This window comes from Cryobacterium gelidum, assembly GCF_004403985.1.
GTDB classification, from domain to species: Bacteria; Actinomycetota; Actinomycetes; order Actinomycetales; family Microbacteriaceae; genus Cryobacterium; species Cryobacterium gelidum.
The window spans coordinates 26,100-42,471 of sequence record NZ_SOHL01000003.1 but is presented as its reverse complement, the minus strand read 5'-3'; the positions used below and the strand labels follow the sequence as shown (position 1 = coordinate 42,471).

Annotated in this window: 14 protein-coding genes; 12 read left to right on the top strand and 2 right to left on the bottom strand. The window is 64.8% G+C overall.

The features are described 5' to 3' along the window. The first annotated feature begins 157 nt into the window (after positions 1–157). The 4 genes from ileS (at position 158) to ndk (ending at position 5,832) form a co-directional block, all read left to right on the top strand. A complete protein-coding gene (gene ileS / locus E3T50_RS00330) occupies positions 158–3,568 on the top strand; it encodes an isoleucine--tRNA ligase (protein ID WP_241990712.1) in 3,411 nt (1,136 codons plus the stop codon). 100 nt (positions 3,569–3,668) lie between these two features. After that, complete coding sequence (locus E3T50_RS00325) at positions 3,669–5,039, top strand: bifunctional folylpolyglutamate synthase/dihydrofolate synthase (RefSeq protein ID WP_134550438.1); 1,371 nt, start codon at positions 3,669–3,671, stop codon at positions 5,037–5,039. Further along, entirely contained in the window at positions 5,036–5,413 is a 378-nt protein-coding gene (locus E3T50_RS00320; protein WP_134550083.1) for a DUF4233 domain-containing protein, read from the top strand. Before E3T50_RS00325 ends, E3T50_RS00320 begins: the two co-directional genes overlap by 4 nt. Beyond that, the gene (gene ndk / locus E3T50_RS00315; protein WP_134550082.1) at positions 5,410–5,832 is read left to right on the top strand and encodes a nucleoside-diphosphate kinase; all 423 of its coding nucleotides are present in this window, start codon (positions 5,410–5,412) and stop codon (positions 5,830–5,832) included. Before E3T50_RS00320 ends, ndk begins: the two co-directional genes overlap by 4 nt. 74 nt (positions 5,833–5,906) lie before the next feature. Here the strand turns inward: ndk and E3T50_RS00310 are convergent, their stop codons facing one another. Then, on the bottom strand, positions 5,907–6,506 hold the full coding sequence (locus tag E3T50_RS00310; RefSeq protein ID WP_166784162.1) for a vitamin K epoxide reductase family protein: 600 nt from the start codon (positions 6,504–6,506) through the stop codon (positions 5,907–5,909). 316 nt (positions 6,507–6,822) lie between these two features. Here E3T50_RS00310 and E3T50_RS00305 point away from each other — a divergent pair, with 316 nt between their 5' ends. Both E3T50_RS00305 and E3T50_RS00300 read left to right on the top strand, forming a co-directional pair. Continuing rightward, positions 6,823–9,699: an Rne/Rng family ribonuclease gene (locus E3T50_RS00305; RefSeq protein WP_241990711.1), complete on the top strand. Its 2,877-nt coding sequence runs from the start codon at positions 6,823–6,825 to the stop codon at positions 9,697–9,699. Positions 9,700–9,931: 232 nt separating this feature from the next. Then, positions 9,932–10,309, top strand: coding sequence for a hypothetical protein (locus E3T50_RS00300; protein WP_134550081.1), 378 nt, complete (start codon positions 9,932–9,934; stop codon positions 10,307–10,309). A gap of 34 nt (positions 10,310–10,343) precedes the next feature. Here the strand turns inward: E3T50_RS00300 and E3T50_RS00295 are convergent, their stop codons facing one another. Continuing rightward, entirely contained in the window at positions 10,344–10,616 is a 273-nt protein-coding gene (locus tag E3T50_RS00295; protein ID WP_134550080.1) for a DUF4031 domain-containing protein, read from the bottom strand. A 242-nt stretch (positions 10,617–10,858) separates the two neighbouring features. On the opposite strand from E3T50_RS00295, the gene rplU reads away from it, so the two are divergent. From rplU to E3T50_RS00265, 6 genes are all read left to right on the top strand, one after another. After that, the gene (rplU, locus tag E3T50_RS00290) at positions 10,859–11,167 is read left to right on the top strand and encodes a 50S ribosomal protein L21 (protein WP_104081810.1); all 309 of its coding nucleotides are present in this window, start codon (positions 10,859–10,861) and stop codon (positions 11,165–11,167) included. A gap of 18 nt (positions 11,168–11,185) precedes the next feature. Further along, positions 11,186–11,443: a 50S ribosomal protein L27 gene (gene rpmA / locus E3T50_RS00285; RefSeq protein ID WP_035836705.1), complete on the top strand. Its 258-nt coding sequence runs from the start codon at positions 11,186–11,188 to the stop codon at positions 11,441–11,443. A gap of 162 nt (positions 11,444–11,605) precedes the next feature. Next, the gene (gene obgE / locus E3T50_RS00280; RefSeq protein WP_134550079.1) at positions 11,606–13,288 is read left to right on the top strand and encodes a GTPase ObgE; all 1,683 of its coding nucleotides are present in this window, start codon (positions 11,606–11,608) and stop codon (positions 13,286–13,288) included. Beyond that, a complete protein-coding gene (gene proB / locus E3T50_RS00275) occupies positions 13,285–14,091 on the top strand; it encodes a glutamate 5-kinase (protein ID WP_134459017.1) in 807 nt (268 codons plus the stop codon). The genes obgE and proB (E3T50_RS00275) overlap by 4 nt, the downstream gene beginning before the upstream one ends. A gap of 145 nt (positions 14,092–14,236) precedes the next feature. Then, on the top strand, positions 14,237–15,043 hold the full coding sequence (proB, locus tag E3T50_RS00270) for a glutamate 5-kinase (RefSeq protein WP_134550078.1): 807 nt from the start codon (positions 14,237–14,239) through the stop codon (positions 15,041–15,043). Positions 15,044–15,088: 45 nt separating this feature from the next. Next, a complete protein-coding gene (locus E3T50_RS00265; RefSeq protein WP_134550077.1) occupies positions 15,089–16,357 on the top strand; it encodes a glutamate-5-semialdehyde dehydrogenase in 1,269 nt (422 codons plus the stop codon). Positions 16,358–16,372 lie beyond the last annotated feature (15 nt).

Sequence of the window (16,372 nt, the reverse complement as noted above, 5' to 3'; positions counted from 1 at the left end):
AGCGGTCACCCGGCAGTTGTGGGCGGCAAGCGAGGTGGTACCGCGGCGATTTCTACAGAATCGTTCGTCCTCGTGGAGCAGGGCCCCTGTGACCCGTCCCGGTAGGAGAAGTAATTTGTACCCCAAGAACCGCAACGCCCCGAGTGGCACCACCCCTCTGAACGGCGAGCCAACGCCCGGCGCGAACATCGTTCCGTCGCCGAACTTTCCCGCGCTGGAAGCCGACGTGCTCGCCTTCTGGAAGAGTGACGACACGTTCCAGGCGTCGATCGACCAGCGTGACGGCGCCGAGGAATGGACCTTCTACGACGGACCACCCTTCGCCAACGGCCTGCCCCACTACGGCCATCTACTCACTGGCTACGCCAAAGACCTGTTCCCGCGGTTTCAGACCATGCGCGGCAAGCAGGTGCACCGCCGTTTCGGCTGGGACACCCACGGCCTGCCCGCCGAGCTCGAGGCCGAACGCAAGCTCGGCATCACCGACAAGAGCCAGATCGAAGAGATGGGCCTGGCCGCGTTCAACGCTGTCGCTCGCGAGTCGGTGCTCGAGTACACCAAGGACTGGGAAGAGTACGTCACTCGCCAGGCCCGCTGGGTCGACTTCGACAACGATTACAAGACCCTCGACATCACATTCATGGAGTCGGTGATCTGGGCGTTCAAGAAGCTGCACACCAAGGGCCTCGCCTATGAGGGCTACCGGGTACTGCCGTACTGCTGGCGCGACCAGACCCCGCTCTCCAATCACGAACTGCGCATGGACGACGATGTCTACAAGATGCGCCAGGACCAGACCGTCACGGTCACCTTTCCGCTGATCGGCGCCAAAGCCGAAGCGCTTGGCCTCACAGCGGTCCGGGCCCTGGCCTGGACCACGACCCCGTGGACGCTGCCGACGAACTTCGCGCTCGCCGTAGGCCCCGCAATTGTCTACGCCGTGGTGCCAGCCGGCCCGAACGGCACGCCCGACGCTGAGGTGCTGCGCGAGGGCACCGATTCGTCGGCCACCGCCCTGCAAGGTTCGGTAGAAGTACTCGGCGCCGAATACCTCATCGCGATCGACCTGGTCGGCAACTACGCGAAAGACCTCGGCTACGAGAATGCAGCGGAGGCATCCGCTGCCGTATCGCGCACCGTGCTCGGCAGCGAACTCGATGGGGTCTCCTACGACCGCCTGTTCGACTACTACGCCGACGCATCGATCTGGGGCACCCAGAACGCGTGGCGCATCCTCGTCGCCGACTATGTCACCACGAGCGACGGCACCGGCATCGTGCACCAGGCGCCCGCCTACGGCGAAGAGGACCAGAAGATCGGTGAGGCCGCAGGAATCCCCGTCATCCTCTCGCTCGACGACGGCGGAAAGTTTCTGAGTGACATTCCTGAAGTGGCCGGTCAGCTCTGGAGCGACGCCAACAAGCCGCTCACCGCGTTGCTCAAAGCCAACGGCCGGCTGCTGCGCCAGGCCAGCTACGAGCACTCCTACCCGCACTGCTGGCGTTGCCGCAACCCGCTCATCTATAAGGCCGTGTCGAGCTGGTTCGTGCGCGTCACCGACTTCCGCCCGCGCATGGTCGAACTCAACCAGGAGGTGAACTGGGTTCCCGAAAACGTCAAGGACGGCCAGTTCGGCAAGTGGATCGGCAACGCCCGCGACTGGTCGATCAGCCGCAATCGGTACTGGGGCTCGCCCATCCCGGTCTGGAAGAGTGACAACCCCGATTACCCCCGAACGGATGTCTACGGCTCGCTCGACGAGCTCGAGGCGGACTTCGGCGTGCGCCCCACCGACCTGCATCGCCCCTATATTGACGAACTCACCCGGCCGAACCCTGACGACCCCACCGGCCAGTCCATGATGCGCCGCATCGATGACGTGCTCGACGTCTGGTTCGACTCCGGCTCGATGCCCTTCGCCCAGGTGCACTATCCATTCGAGAACCGGGAATGGTTCGAAGCGCACAACCCGGCCGACTTCATCGTCGAGTACATCGGGCAGACCCGCGGCTGGTTCTACCTGCTGCACGTGCTCTCTACTGCACTGTTCGACCGACCAGCGTTCAAAAACGTGGTCAGCCACGGCATCGTGCTCGGCAACGACGGCCAGAAGATGAGCAAGTCGCTGCGCAATTACCCCGACGTCAATGAGGTCTTCGACCGCGACGGCGCCGACGCCATGCGCTGGTTCCTGATGAGCTCACCGGTGCTGCGCGGCGGAAACCTTGTCGTCACCGAGGAAGGCATCCGCGAGGGGGCCCGTCAGCTCATGCTGCCGCTGTGGAGCACCTGGTATTTCTTCTCCCTCTATGCCAACGCCTCCGGTGCGGATGCCGGGAGGTCCGCGGGCTACGACGCCACCTGGCGCACCGATTCCACCGACGTGCTGGACCGCTACCTGCTCGCCAGGACCCGCGATCTGATCGTCGGCGTCACGAACGACCTCGAAGCACTCGACAGCACCGTTGCCGCCGCGCGCCTGCGTGACTTCGCCGACGTACTCACCAACTGGTATGTGCGGCGGTCGCGCGACCGGTTCTGGGGCGGAGCCCCTGAAGGGGCCACCGCCCACCAGGCCTTCGACACCCTCTACACCGTTCTCGAAACGGTCTGCCGCGTCGCTGCCCCGCTGTTGCCCCTCGTGACCGAGCGCATCTGGCAGGGCCTCACCGGCGGCCGCAGCGTGCACCTTGAAGACTGGCCTGATGTCACACTGTTTCCCGCCGACGACGTTTTGGTCACCGCGATGGATCAGGTGCGCCTGATCAGTTCCACCGTGCTGTCGCTTCGCAAGCAGGCCGGCCTGCGGGTGCGCCTGCCGCTGACCAACCTCACCGTCGTCACCGACAACACCGAGGCACTGACGCCCTTCGTCGGCATCCTCCGCGACGAACTCAACGTGAAGACGGTCACCCTGATCGAGCTCGAAGACGACAGCGCCGCCGCCTACGGTGTCACGAGCAAGCTGGTCGTGAACGCCCGCGCCGCCGGACCGCGTCTCGGCAAGCAGGTACAGCAGGTCATCAAGGCCGCCCGCGCCGGAGACTGGAGCGAGATCGACGGCGTCGTCACTGCCGGCGGCATCGCCCTCGAGCCGAGCGAATTCGAACTGACCCTCGAGGCGAACAGCGAAACCGGTGACGGAGAGGCCGCGCTGGCTCTGCTGCCCGGCGGCGGTTTCGCGCTCCTCGCGACGAGCACCACGCCTGAACTCGAGGCTGAGGGCTTCGCCCGTGACCTCATTCGAGCCGTGCAAGACACCCGCAAGTCGGCCGGTTTTTCGGTGAGCGACCGCATCCGTCTCGACCTGGTGTTTGAGAGCGAAGCGGATGCCGATTCCTTCGACCGTGCCCTCGGGGTCAACGTGGCCGCAGAAACCCTCGCTACGAGCTTTTCCACCCATCGCCCGTCGACCGGGAAGATTGCCGCCCAGTTGCCGTCAGAGTGGCTCGAAGCCCGGGTCGGCGCTCCCGTCGAACACTACGTACGATTCGAAGCCGACCACTATGTCAATCTGGGCGCCGTCATCGTGGCCGTCGCACGCGTGAACGGAGCCATCCTTGTCTGAGAACGACACCCCCACCGGCGGCACGCCCGCCGACGGCACGCCCGCCGACGACAGTACCGACTGGAAGAACATAACCGGGCGCGGCGACGAGGAGGAGCCGATGAACCAGCCGGCCCCGCTCGATGCCTTCCGCGAGGCCGGAGACGCCGTCTTCGCCGAACTCATGCAGCGTGTGGGGGAGGCCCAGCCGCAACCGCGCCTAGCGCCTACCCGGCGCGCCCTCGATTTTCTCGGTGACCCGCAGACCTCGTACCCGATCATTCACGTGGCCGGAACCAACGGCAAAACCAGCACGAGTCGCTTGGTCGAGAGCATTGTTCGGGCCTACGGGCTGCGCACCGGCCTGCTCACCAGCCCGCATCTGGTGCGGCTGAACGAGCGCATCGTCATCGACGGCGAACCGATCAGTGATCAGATCCTCGCCGCTAACTGGGCCGACATCCAGCCCTACCTACAGCTCGTCGACGCCGAACTCGACGCCGCCGGCGAAATGCCGCTGACCTTCTTCGAGGCGCTCACCGTGCTCGCGTACGCCTGCTTCGCTGACGCGCCGGTGGATGTGGCCGTGGTCGAGGTCGGCATGGGCGGCGAGTGGGACTCCACCAACGTTGCCGATGGACAGGTCGCGGTGTTCACTCCGATCGCGCTCGACCACACCCTGCGCCTCGGCAAGACCGTCGCCGAGATCGCCCGCACCAAGAGCGGCATCATCAAGCCGGCAGCTTCCGTTGTCTCCGCAGCGCAGAGCGCCGACGTGCAGGCCGAACTCGACCGTGCCGCCGAGCTGAGCGAGGCAACGCTCGCCCGCGAAAACGAGGGCTTCGAACTTATTTCGAGTACCGTCGCTGTCGGCGGGCAGGTCATCTCGGTGCGCGGTCTCGCCGGCACCTACACGGACCTGTTCCTCCCGCTGTACGGCACCCACCAGGCCCACAATGCGGCGCTTGCCATCGCCGCCGTCGAGTCGTTCCTCGGCGCGGGCAGCCAGGCGCTGGTCGGCGACCTGCTCGCCGAAGGCCTCGGCACGGCGACCTCGCCCGGTCGCTTGCAGCTCGTCGGCATTGAACCGACCGTGCTCGTAGACGCCGCGCACAACCCGCACAGCGCCGGCGCCCTCGCCGCCGCCCTCGAGGACTACTTCGATTTCGATGACATCGCCGTGGTTGTCGGGATCCTTGCGGACAAGGACGCTCGGGGCATCATCGCAGCCCTCGCCCCCCAGGTCGACCGGTTCTACGTCACGGAGCCGCACTCCGAGCGCGCCGTGCGCATGGACGACCTCGCCGACAACATCGCCGAGTGGACCAGCGATGAGGTCACCTTCCGATTCGACGACCTGGCCGGCGCCCTCGACAGCGCCCGCGAGTGGGCCGCCGAGGCCCCCAAGCGTGCCGTGCTCGTCACCGGGTCGATCGTACTCGTCGGTGAAGCGATCACCCTCGCCGCCGCCGGTGAGTGGATGGAGAAATGAGCGGTCCTCGCTCGGTCACGCGCAGCCTCGCCACCATCCTGCTCGGCTTCGAGACGATCGTCGTCTTCCTCGGCGCCGTCGTCACCCTCGGCCTCGTGTCTGTCGCGACGGAACCCGGCCCCGTTTCGCCGCTCGCCGTCATCATCGGCGGCGTGCTGCTCTGCCTGGCCATGATCGTCCTGATCGGACTGCTGCGCTTTCGCTGGTCCTACCCGATTGGCTGGCTGATGCAGGCGATCATCATAGCTACCGGGTTCATCACCCCGGCCATGTTTTTCGTTGGCGGCCTGTTTGCCGCCATGTGGACCTACTGCATGATCACCGGTTCACGAATAGATCACACGCATCCAGATCAGCACAAGGAGATTGAATGAACACCAAGGTCGAAGAAACCCTCGTTTTGGTCAAGCCCGACGGCGTTGCCCGCAACCTGACCGGCGAGATCCTGCGCCGCATCGAGGCCAAGGGATACTCCCTCGTCGACGTGAAGCTGGTCGAACCCGACCGCTCGCTGCTCGCCGCGCACTACGCCGAGCACGCGGGCAAGCCGTTCTATGAACCCCTCGTGGATTTCATGGAAAGCGGCCCCATCGTCGCGTTCCGCATCGCTGGCAACCGCGTCATCGAGGGCTTCCGTGCCCTGGCCGGCACGACAGACCCCACCACCGCCGCGCCCGGCACTATCCGCGGCGACCTCGGTCGCGACTGGGGCGCCAAGGTTCAGCAGAATATCGTGCACGGCTCAGATTCGCCCGAATCCGCCGCTCGCGAGCTTGCCCTCTGGTTCGACTGACCCAATCTGGATTGCCCCGTCTCGGCTATGAGGCGGGGCGATTCGTGTTTAGGCAGCGCCGCGACTCGCCTGGCCTACAAACGGTTCAACACGTCCATGTTGACCTGCGCGACGACGAAGAACACGATGTAGCAGACGATGGTGATGACGAATATCCAGGAATAGGCGGCCTCGGCGACGCGGCGAACGGATGCGCCGCCCGGCAGGTTTCCCACCGTGAAGTTGTACAGGGTCACGGCTAGAAAGGCCGGAATAGTCACCGCCCAAGTCACCATGCACCACGGGCACAGCACATCGAGCACGAAAATGCTCTGTCCGATCAACCAGATCACGAAGACCATCGCCGCGAGCATGCCGAGGTTCAGGCCGACCCAGAACCAGCGGGTAAATTTGGCCCCGGCCAGGATCGCCATACCGATCGTGATGACGACGCTCCAGGCGGCGAGCCCGATCAGCGGATTCGGAAAGCCCAGAACGGCACCCTGCGGGGAGGCAAGATTGGTCGCGCAGCCAATGAGAACGCTGAAGCTACAGCTCAGTTGAGCGTTCGGATCTTCCAGGAGGTGGATCTTGTCGAGCGTCAGGGCGAATGCCGCTGCAAACGCGATGAACCCGGCGAGGATCAGGAAACTGGCCAGGCCGGTTGGTCGCGGAGAATGCTCTGTCTCTGGCACTCTTGCGATTATGCCACTCGTGCGGCGTGGCTTTGTGCGATTACATGCGATAATCAGTCGTAGTCGTTGGGCCGCGCTCAAGCAGACGCCACAGTGCTTAATGAGTACAGAGCTTAATGGGCAACAGTCGCCCAGTAGAAGGGTCCCACGACCCGAAGTATTAGCAGCCAGAGCACAGTCCCCGAGCACTAACAGGGGTCAGAGCCGGTTGCCGCAGTAAAACATTCGCGAGGTTTTTACGAAGGTGAGGACCTCGCACGAGAGAGTAACCGGTGGATGGCGCGGTCATCCACAGCGGTCAAGGAGCGCACCAGTGATGGTGGAAGACAACGAAAACAAAAAACGCAAGAGCCTGTTCGGCACTCGCAAATCAACCAGGAAGACGCAGGTGTCTGCGCCGACCGTCGCCCCAGTGATCGAGATGCCCGCTGTGCCGGCCGCCGAAGTTGAGCCTGCGCCGGCCAGGGTGACAATCGCGGAGTACAACAACGTCACCGGAGCACAGCAGATGAACGACTCGACGCCCGCAAACGACTCGACTTCGGAACGGGCCGCTGCCCCGGTGCGGCCGTCCTTCTCCCTGCTGTTCCAGGCACCGGAGATTCTGCCCATGCCAGCGCGCACGGGCATCCGCTCGCTGCCGCAGCACCCACTGGACGACGACGACGACGATGAAGAAGAGGCCACGACGGTTCGCCGCCGCGCTCGTCGCCGCACCGGCGACGAGAACCGTTCGGGCACCGACGATCCCGCCAACACGGTGGTCAAGGTGCGCGCCGCGCGCGAACCGGAACTCATCACCGAACCCCAGCGCATCAAAGGGTCCACCCGGCTCGAGGCAAAGAAGCAGCGACGTCGCGACGGTCGAGACGCCGGGCGTCGGCGCCCCGTGATCACGGAGGCCGAGTTTCTCGCCCGCCGAGAGTCCGTCGACCGTCTCATGGTCGTTCGTGCCAAGCACAACAAGATCCAGATCGGTGTGCTCGAGGACGGCGTGCTGGTTGAGCACTACGTCGCGAAGAACCAGGATGCCTCGCTGATCGGTAACGTCTACCTCGGCCGCGTGCAGAACGTGCTCCCCAGCATGGAAGCCGCCTTCGTCGACATTGGACGCGGACGCAATGCTGTCCTGTACTCCGGTGAAGTCGACTGGGACGCAGCCGCCGAGAACTCCGGCAGCAGCAACCAGGCTCGCCGCATCGAGCTCGCGCTCAAACCGGGCGACAAGGTGCTCGTGCAGGTGACCAAAGACCCGATCGGGCACAAGGGCGCCCGCCTCACCAGCCAGGTCTCGCTGCCCGGTCGCTACCTCGTCTATGTGCCCAACGGGTCGATGAACGGCATCAGCCGCAAGCTTCCCGACACCGAGCGTGCCCGCTTGAAGAAGATTCTCAAGGAGGTCCTGCCCGACAACGTGGGCGTCATCGTGCGCACCGCCGCCGAGGGAGCTACCGATGAGCAGCTCACCGTCGACGTCGACCGGCTGCGACTGCAGTGGGCCAGCATCGCCGAGCAGGTCGAGTCGGCACAGGCGCCAGCCGAACTGCACAGCGAGCCCGACCTGCTGGTCAAAATCGTGCGCGATGTCTTCAATGAAGACTTCCAGCGCATGGTCGTTTCCGGCCCCGACGTGCGCTCCACAATTGAGACCTACCTCAGCCAGGTCGCTCCCGACCTGCTTGAGCGCGTGGAAACCTATGAGGGCGAAGTCGATGCCTTCGACGAGTTCCGCATCTCGGAGCAGATCGAGAAGGCCCTCGACCGCAAGGTCTGGCTGCCGTCCGGCGGATCCCTCGTGATCGACCGCACCGAGGCCATGACCGTCGTCGACGTCAACACGGGCAAGTTCGTCGGCAGCGGCGGCAACCTCGAAGAGACCGTGACCAAGAACAACCTTGAAGCGGCCGAAGAGATCGTGCGCCAGCTGCGCCTGCGTGACATCGGCGGCATCATCGTGGTCGACTTCATCGACATGGTGCTCGAGAGCAACCGCGACCTCGTGTCCCGCCGCCTGATCGAGTGCCTCAGCCGGGACCGCACCAAGCACCAGGTGGCCGAGGTCACCTCGCTCGGACTCGTGCAGATGACGCGTAAGAAGCTGGGCCTCGGACTGCTGGAATCGTTCAGCGAAAACTGCGAGGCCTGCGCTGGCCGTGGCATCATCGTGCACCACGACCCGGTCATCAAGCACCGCCAGAGCGCCCAGCCGCCGCAGGAACGCCGTCCACGTGCCAAGAGTGGCAGCAACGCCGCCACCAATGGTGGCAGCGGCAACAACGGTTCAAGCAATAACCGCGACAACGCATACAACCCGGCGCAACGTGACGGTGCCAACCGTGATGCGTACTCCGGCAGCAACGCCGGGTCGGACGCGCCAAAGAGTGGGCAGGGCACCCACGGCATTACCGAAGATGCCAAGCACGCCCTTGCCCTGATCGCCGCGCGCACCATCACCCGCACCGGCTCCATCGCGATCGTGCCCGCGCAGGCCGCCGTTGCAGCGGAGGCTGAAGCCGCGACGGTCACGCCCGTCGCCACCGAGCCGACCAGTACTGAGCAGGCCGGCACTGAACAGGCCGGCACTGAACAGGCCGGTTCTGAGCAGGCCGGTACCGAGCAGGCCGGTACCGAGCAGGCCGGCACCGAGCAGTCCGGTTCTGAACAGGCCGGCACCGAACACGACGCCACCGACCGAGCCGAATCAACAGGCACCGAGCGCTCGCGTGGCCGTCAGTCGCGTTCACGCGGCCAGGGTGGTCGCGGCCAGCAGTCGCGGTCTGAACAGGCCCGCGCCCGCCAGGCCAGCAACGAGCAGGCCAGCACGGAGCAGGCCAGCACGGAGCAGGTCGGCACGGAGCAGGCCGAACCGGCGGCATCCGCTGCCCCGGTGATTGAGCCAGCACTGGATGTGCCGGCCCGGGCGCCTGCGACCGAGCATTCGGAATCCGTTGATATTCTTGACATTCCGGTCAGAAAATCGACGCGCACCGCTCGGCGTCCGAGCAAGCAGGCCACCGACGAGCTGCTCGATTCGGTGCTCGACTCTCTGCCCGAACCTAAGTTGCCCGGCCAAGGGCGCGCGCGCAGCCGCCGCGTCACGACCGCCGGCGGCTCCACCGGTCAGGCCATTGTGACCGCGACCGGCGCGGCGACGGCAGCGTCGGCACCCAGCCAGCCGCCGCACGGCGGTTAGGTCGAGACCGGGTGCGAGATGCCGGTTAGACGATAAATCAATCGGCGGGCAGCTCCCTCTCCTGCGGCGACGGCCCCTCGGCCTCACCGGCGGGGAGTTGGCGGTGCTCGCCGTTTGTGTGCGCACCGTCGATGTCCAGCCGAAGGATCCCGATGACGCCTGATCGCCCTCTAGGGCGACGCCCGTTCCGCAATATCTGCTCGATCTCTCGCAGGGCACCGAGCGCACCATCGTGCCGCAGATCGTGGAAGGCACCACCGAGTCCACCGCACAACTTCGGTTTCTCGCCGGTGGAGATGGTGGTTACGTGCAGGGAGTCACCAGGTTCGACGCGGCGACCGGCGCCGAGCGCCAGCACCTGTCGCTCGTGCAGGACGCTGAGGTTTACACCGTTCACCTGCCGGCATCCGCTACAGAAACCATTGTCGGCTTCGAACTCTCGCCGAACGACCAATACCTGGCCGTGCACATCGTGCCCAACCGCGAGACCGCTGCGTCTGACGGATACCCGGTGAGCGCGCAGACGACGGATGCGACGACCCTGTTTGTGAACGTAGCGACCGGTGAGGTGCGCCGCAGAGTGCTCGGCTTCGATGCCACGTGGCCGTAGTCGCCGCAATGACCACGCGCGGACCAGGCGGGCGCTACCGCCCGCGACGTTCCCGGGCTGTCACGCGCAGCCCGCTGCAGCGCAGTCGCACGATCATCTCGCGAAAGCTTACGGGGAGCGCCCCGGCCGCGACGAGGTCGCCATAGCGGGTTTCAGGAACGTCGTAGTGGTCGAGGTCGAAACTTCGCCGGGGAATGCCGGCGGCTTCCGCGAACGCGTGCAGTTCGTCAAGATTCGAGTCGCTCACGAGGTGCGCCCACACCGTTCCGTGCGCCGGCCAGCTAGGCTGGTCGATAAGAATTGACATGATCGAAGTCTACGAGCCGCACTGTGTCCCAGACACGCCGCGGTTCCGACACGCCGCACCGTTGGTTTGACCACGGGTAGCGGATCAGGTAAAGTCAACCCTTGGTGTGCGTAGGGCAAAATCAACGCAAACACCAAGATTTTCTGAGTGCACTGGGCCAACCGGTTTGTGCGCCGCAGTCAATTTACAGCAGTGAATTTTCAGATTCGGAGCCTCGGGCTCCCCAGAGATTGGTACGTAAAGTGGTTTACGCAGTTGTGCGCGCCGGAGGGCGGCAGGAGAAGGTAGAGGTCGGTACCATCGTGACGATGGACCGAATCAAGGCTGACAAGGACGGCAACGTCGAGCTGGCCGCCGTGCTTCTCGTCGACGGCGACAAGATCACCTCTGACTCGACGTCACTGGCCAAGATCAAGGTCACCGCCGAGGTTTTGAACAACCTTCGCGGCCCGAAGATCGTCATCCAGAAGTTCAAGAACAAGACCGGGTACAAGAAGCGTCAGGGGCACCGTCAGGAGCTCACTCGCGTTCAGGTTACCGGCATCGCCTAGGCCTGAGGAGATAGACAGATGGCACACAAAAAAGGTGCGAGTTCCACTCGCAACGGTCGTGACTCGAACGCCCAGCGCCTCGGCGTAAAGCGCTTCGGCGGTCAGGTTGTCGGCGCGGGCGAGATCATCGTTCGTCAGCGCGGCACGCACTTCCACCCCGGAGTCAACGTCGGCCGTGGCGGCGACGACACGCTCTTCGCCCTGGAAGCTGGCTCCGTGCAGTTCGGCGCCAAGGGTGGCCGCAAGGTCATTAACATCGTGGTGGCAGCCGAGTAGGTCGTCGCAGTACAGCATTTAGCACAGCGTCAGGGCGGGCTTCGGTCCGCCCTGACGTGTTTGTTCGTCGAAAGTTTTTTGCATCAACCAGCGGTCCGACCGCATCCGTTTCATAGCACCGTGTTTTGAAGCATTTCTTGCGCCACCTGAAAGGGGCACTCCATGGCCACATTCGTTGACCACGTGACGCTGCATTTACGAGCGGGCAATGGAGGAAACGGATGCGTTTCGGTCAAGCGCGAGAAGTTCAAACCACTCGCCGGCCCCGATGGCGGTAACGGCGGCGGCGGCGGAGATCTCGTGCTCGTCGCCGACCCGAGTACGACCACCCTGCTCGGTTACCACCGTTCACCGCACCGCAGCTCCGATAACGGCGGCCCCGGCATGGGCGACCACCGCAACGGCCACAACGGCGATATGCGCGAGCTCATGGTTCCCATCGGCACCGTGGTCAAGGACGTGGAGGGCAACCAGCTCCTCGACATGAACGAACCCGGCCTGCGCCTCATCGTCGCACCCGGCGGCCAGGGCGGGCTCGGCAACGCTGCCCTCGCCTCAACCAAGCGCAAGGCTCCCGGCTTCGCGTTGCTCGGCACGCTCGGCTGGGAAGGTGACGTCTACCTCGAACTCAAGACCGTCGCGGATGTCGCGCTTGTCGGGTATCCCTCCGCTGGCAAGTCCAGCCTGATCGCCGCCATGAGCGCAGCCCGGCCCAAGATCGCCGACTACCCCTTCACTACGCTGCACCCCAACCTCGGCGTCGTCGAGTCCGGTGAGTCGCGTTACACCATTGCCGACGTGCCCGGCCTGATCGAGGGTGCGAGTGAGGGCAAGGGCCTCGGTCTCGAGTTTCTCCGCCACGTCGAGCGCTGCACCGCGCTGCTGCACGTGTTGGACTGCGCTACGCTCGAGCCCGGCCGCGATCCGATCAGCGACCTCGACGTCATTCTCGGCGAACTCGACGCCTACCCGGTACCCGACGGCCAGAAACCGCTGCTGCAGCGTTCCCAGCTGATCGCCCTGAACAAGATCGACGTGCCGGAAGGCCGCGAGCTTGCCGCGTTCGTCAAGGCCGATCTGGAAGCCCGCGGCTACCGCGTGTTCGAGATCTCCAGCGTCACCCACGAAGGCCTCAAGCAGCTCAACTACGCCCTCGCGGAAGTTGTGGAACGGGGCCGCGCCGAGGCTGCCGCAGCCGAGGCGCAGAAGCCGCGCATCATCATCCGTCCGAAGGCCGTCGACGAGGGTGGTTTCGTCATTAAAGTCGAGGGTGGCACCTTCGGCAACATTTACCGCATTCTGGGCACGAAGCCGGAACGCTGGATTCAGCAAACCGACTTCACCAACGACGAGGCCGTCGGCTTCCTCGCCGACCGGCTCGCCAAACTCGGTATCGAGAACGAGTTGTACAAGTCGGGTGCCATCGCGGGCTCGACCGTCATCATCGGCCCAGGCCACGGTGTCGTTTTCGACTGGGAGCCCACTCTCACGTCAACCGCAGAGCTCATCACCGCCCCGCGCGGAACCGATTCCCGCCTCGATGAGCCCAAGCGCCGCACGAGTAACGAACGCCGCGAAGAATACTTCGGCCGGATGGACGCCAAATCGTCGGCTCGCGCCGAACTCATTCGTGAGCGTGAAGCCGGCATGTGGCAGACCGGTGAAGAGGAATACAACGAAGACGTGCGCCTCGCCGACGTCGAGTTGACGGTCAACGGGGGAGTTGCTCCCGCCGACACCGCCTCGGCTGACGAGGCCGAGACCGGTACTGAAGCCGAGACCGAGGTCGACAGCAGCAGCGACAACGGCAACGAGGTCGACACGGCGGAGGAAGTTCCGAAGTGAGTGGCTTAGCCAGAGACAACGTAGCGGGCGCCAAACGCGTCGTCGTGAAGGTTGGATCGTCGTCGATCAGCGGCGCGAACTCCGACCAGATCACGCCACTCGTTGACGCCCTGGCCGAGGCCTACGGTCGCGGTACCGAGGTCGTGCTGATCTCCTCGGGCGCTGTCGCGACCGGTATGCCGTTTCTCAACCTCGACAAGCGCCCCAGCGACGTCGCCACTCAGCAGGCGGCCGCCGCTGTGGGGCAGAACGTGTTGATTTTTCGCTACCAGGAGAGCCTGGACCGCTACGGCATCGCGGCCGGCACGGTGCTGTTGACCGAGGGCGACGCCCTCAACGAACCCCACCGCAGCAACACGCGTCGCGCACTCGAACGCCTGCTCGATCTGCGTATTCTGCCCGTCGTCAACGAGAACGACACCGTCGCCGTCTACGGTTTGCGGTTCGGCAGTAACGACCGCCTCGCCGCGCTCGTGGCGACCCTCATCCACGCCGACCTGCTGATCATGCTCAGCGACGTTGACGCGCTCTACACCAAGCCGCCGCACCTGCCTGGTGCGGAGAAGCTCGACTTTATCGCCGCGGATGACCCGCTCGATGGTTTTGAATTCAGCTCGAGTGGAGCAACCGGTGTCGGCACCGGGGGAGCGAGCACCAAGGTAGTCGCCGCACGACTCGCCACCAAGGCTGGCACCGCCGTTCTGGTCACCTCGACCGAACTGGCCGCCGCGGCCCTGCGCGGCGAGCACGTGGGCACCTGGTTCGAGCCGACAGCCAGCGTGGAACGGCGCGCCCTGCTCTGAACCGGTGCGCTGGTCCGCTGCGCTAAACTATTTTTTGGTTGCGCGCTGCGTGGTCACAATTCACGCCGGAAGGCCAGTTGCATGTGGGGTTGCGCGTAGTGAACAGCTTCAGTGTGAGAGTCCTCAGCCGAAGAATCACCGTCCGATGAGGGCGCACTCGCAGCAGGTCGTTCGTTCGGCGGCGCGCATCGTGGTCAAGGTGGGCTCGTCCTCGATCAGCGGAGAGAATTCCGGTCAAATTGCGCCACTCGTTGATGCCTTGGCCGCGGCTCATGCTCGAGGCGCTGAAGTGGTCCTGGTCTCATCGGGTGCGATCGCGATCGGTATGCCGTACCTGCAACTGCAGGAACGCCCGACCGACCTGGCCACGCAGCAGGCGGCGGCATCCGTTGGTCAGAATCTGTTGATCTTTCGGTATCAGGACAGCCTCGACCGGTACGACATCGTGGCCGGCCAGGTACTGCTCACAGCGAGTGACCTCGACAATGCCACCCACCGCGGCAACGCACAGCGTGCCATGGAACGTCTGATGGCGTTGCGTATTCTTCCGATCGTCAACGAAAACGACACGGTCGCCACCCACGAGATCCGATTTGGCGACAACGACCGGTTGGCGGCCCTCGTCGCCACGCTGATTGGCGCCGACCTGCTCGTGCTCCTCAGTGATGTCGACGCCCTGTACACCTGCCCGCCGGATCAACCCGGGGCCGAGCGAATCAGCCTTGTTGCTTCCGGTGATCCGTTGGTCGGAATGGAATTCGGCGCAACAACCGTCAATGGTGTCGGCACCGGAGGAGCCAGCACCAAGGTGACAGCGGCGCGCATTGCGGCCCAGGCCGGAACTGCTGTGCTCGTCACGGCGACCGGCCTGGTGGCCGAGGCGCTACGCGGCGAACCGGTCGGAACCTGGTTTGAACCCCGGATCGCGCCGGCAACACCGCGTATCTCCTGAGCAAACCCGACAGTCTCCCAGCACCGCCTCCCGTAAACTAGGCCCATGTTGCAGTCTTTGAACGATGTAGACCAGCTCACGCCGACCCTGAAGGCCGCTCGCACCGCGTCCCAGTCGCTCGCCTCGGCGCCGACAGAGGTCAAGAACACAGCGCTCAAACTGATTGCCCAGTCGTTGCGCGACCACGTCGAGCAGATCGTCGTGGCCAACCAGGCCGACCTCGCTGCCGCAGCCACCAACGGTCTCGCCCCCGGATTACTCGATCGCTTGAAGCTCGATGCGCCCCGCATAGCGGCCCTCGCCGACTCGGTCGACCAGATAGCCCTGCTCACTGACCCGGTCGGCGAGGTCGTGCGAGGCAGCAGCTTGCCCAACGGCATCAAGATCAGCCAGGTGCGCGTTCCGTTCGGCGTTATCGGTGTCATCTATGAGGCTCGCCCCAACGTCACCGTGGACCTCGCCGCGCTCGCCCTGAAGAGCGGCAACGCCGTCGTACTCCGTGGCGGCTCCGCAGCCGAGAACAGCAACCGGGTGCTCATCGATCTCCTACAGGTGGCCATCGCCGCCGCCGGACTCAACGCCGACTCGGTGCAGACCATCGACCCCTTTGGCCGGGCCGGCGCCACCGAACTCATGAAGGCTCGCGGGTACGTGGACGTGCTCATTCCTCGCGGCAGCGCCAACCTCATTCAGACCGTGGTCAGGGAGTCCCAGGTGCCGGTCATCGAGACCGGTGCGGGAGTTGTGCACGTCTTCCTCGACGAGACGGCGACCAAAGAGTGGGCGATCGACATCGTGCACAACTCCAAGACGCACCGTCCGAGCGTCTGCAACGCTCTCGAAACGCTGCTGGTACACCGCAGTGCCGCCGAACGGCTACTGCCTGACGTGCTTGCCAGGCTCGCGGAATCCGGTGTCTCCATCCATGCGGATGCCCGCACCCGCGCGCTGTACCCCGACGCTATTCCGGCGACCGACGAGGACTGGGCGACCGAATACATGAGCCTCGACATCTCGGTCGCTATCGTTGACTCGCTCGATGAGGCCATCGCCCACATTCGCCGCTACTCCACCGGGCACACCGAGTCGATCATCACGAACGATTTGCAGAACGCGGAACGGTTTTTAAACGAAGTCGATTCTGCCGCGGTCATGGTCAATACCTCCACCCGCTTCACCGACGGCGGCGAGTTCGGCTTCGGCGCTGAGGTGGGCATTTCCACTCAGAAGCTGCACGCTCGTGGACCGATGGGTTTGCCCGAGCTGACCAGCACAAAGTGGATCGTGCGCGGCACGGGACAGGTGCGCGCGTAGTTCGGGTCAGATGCG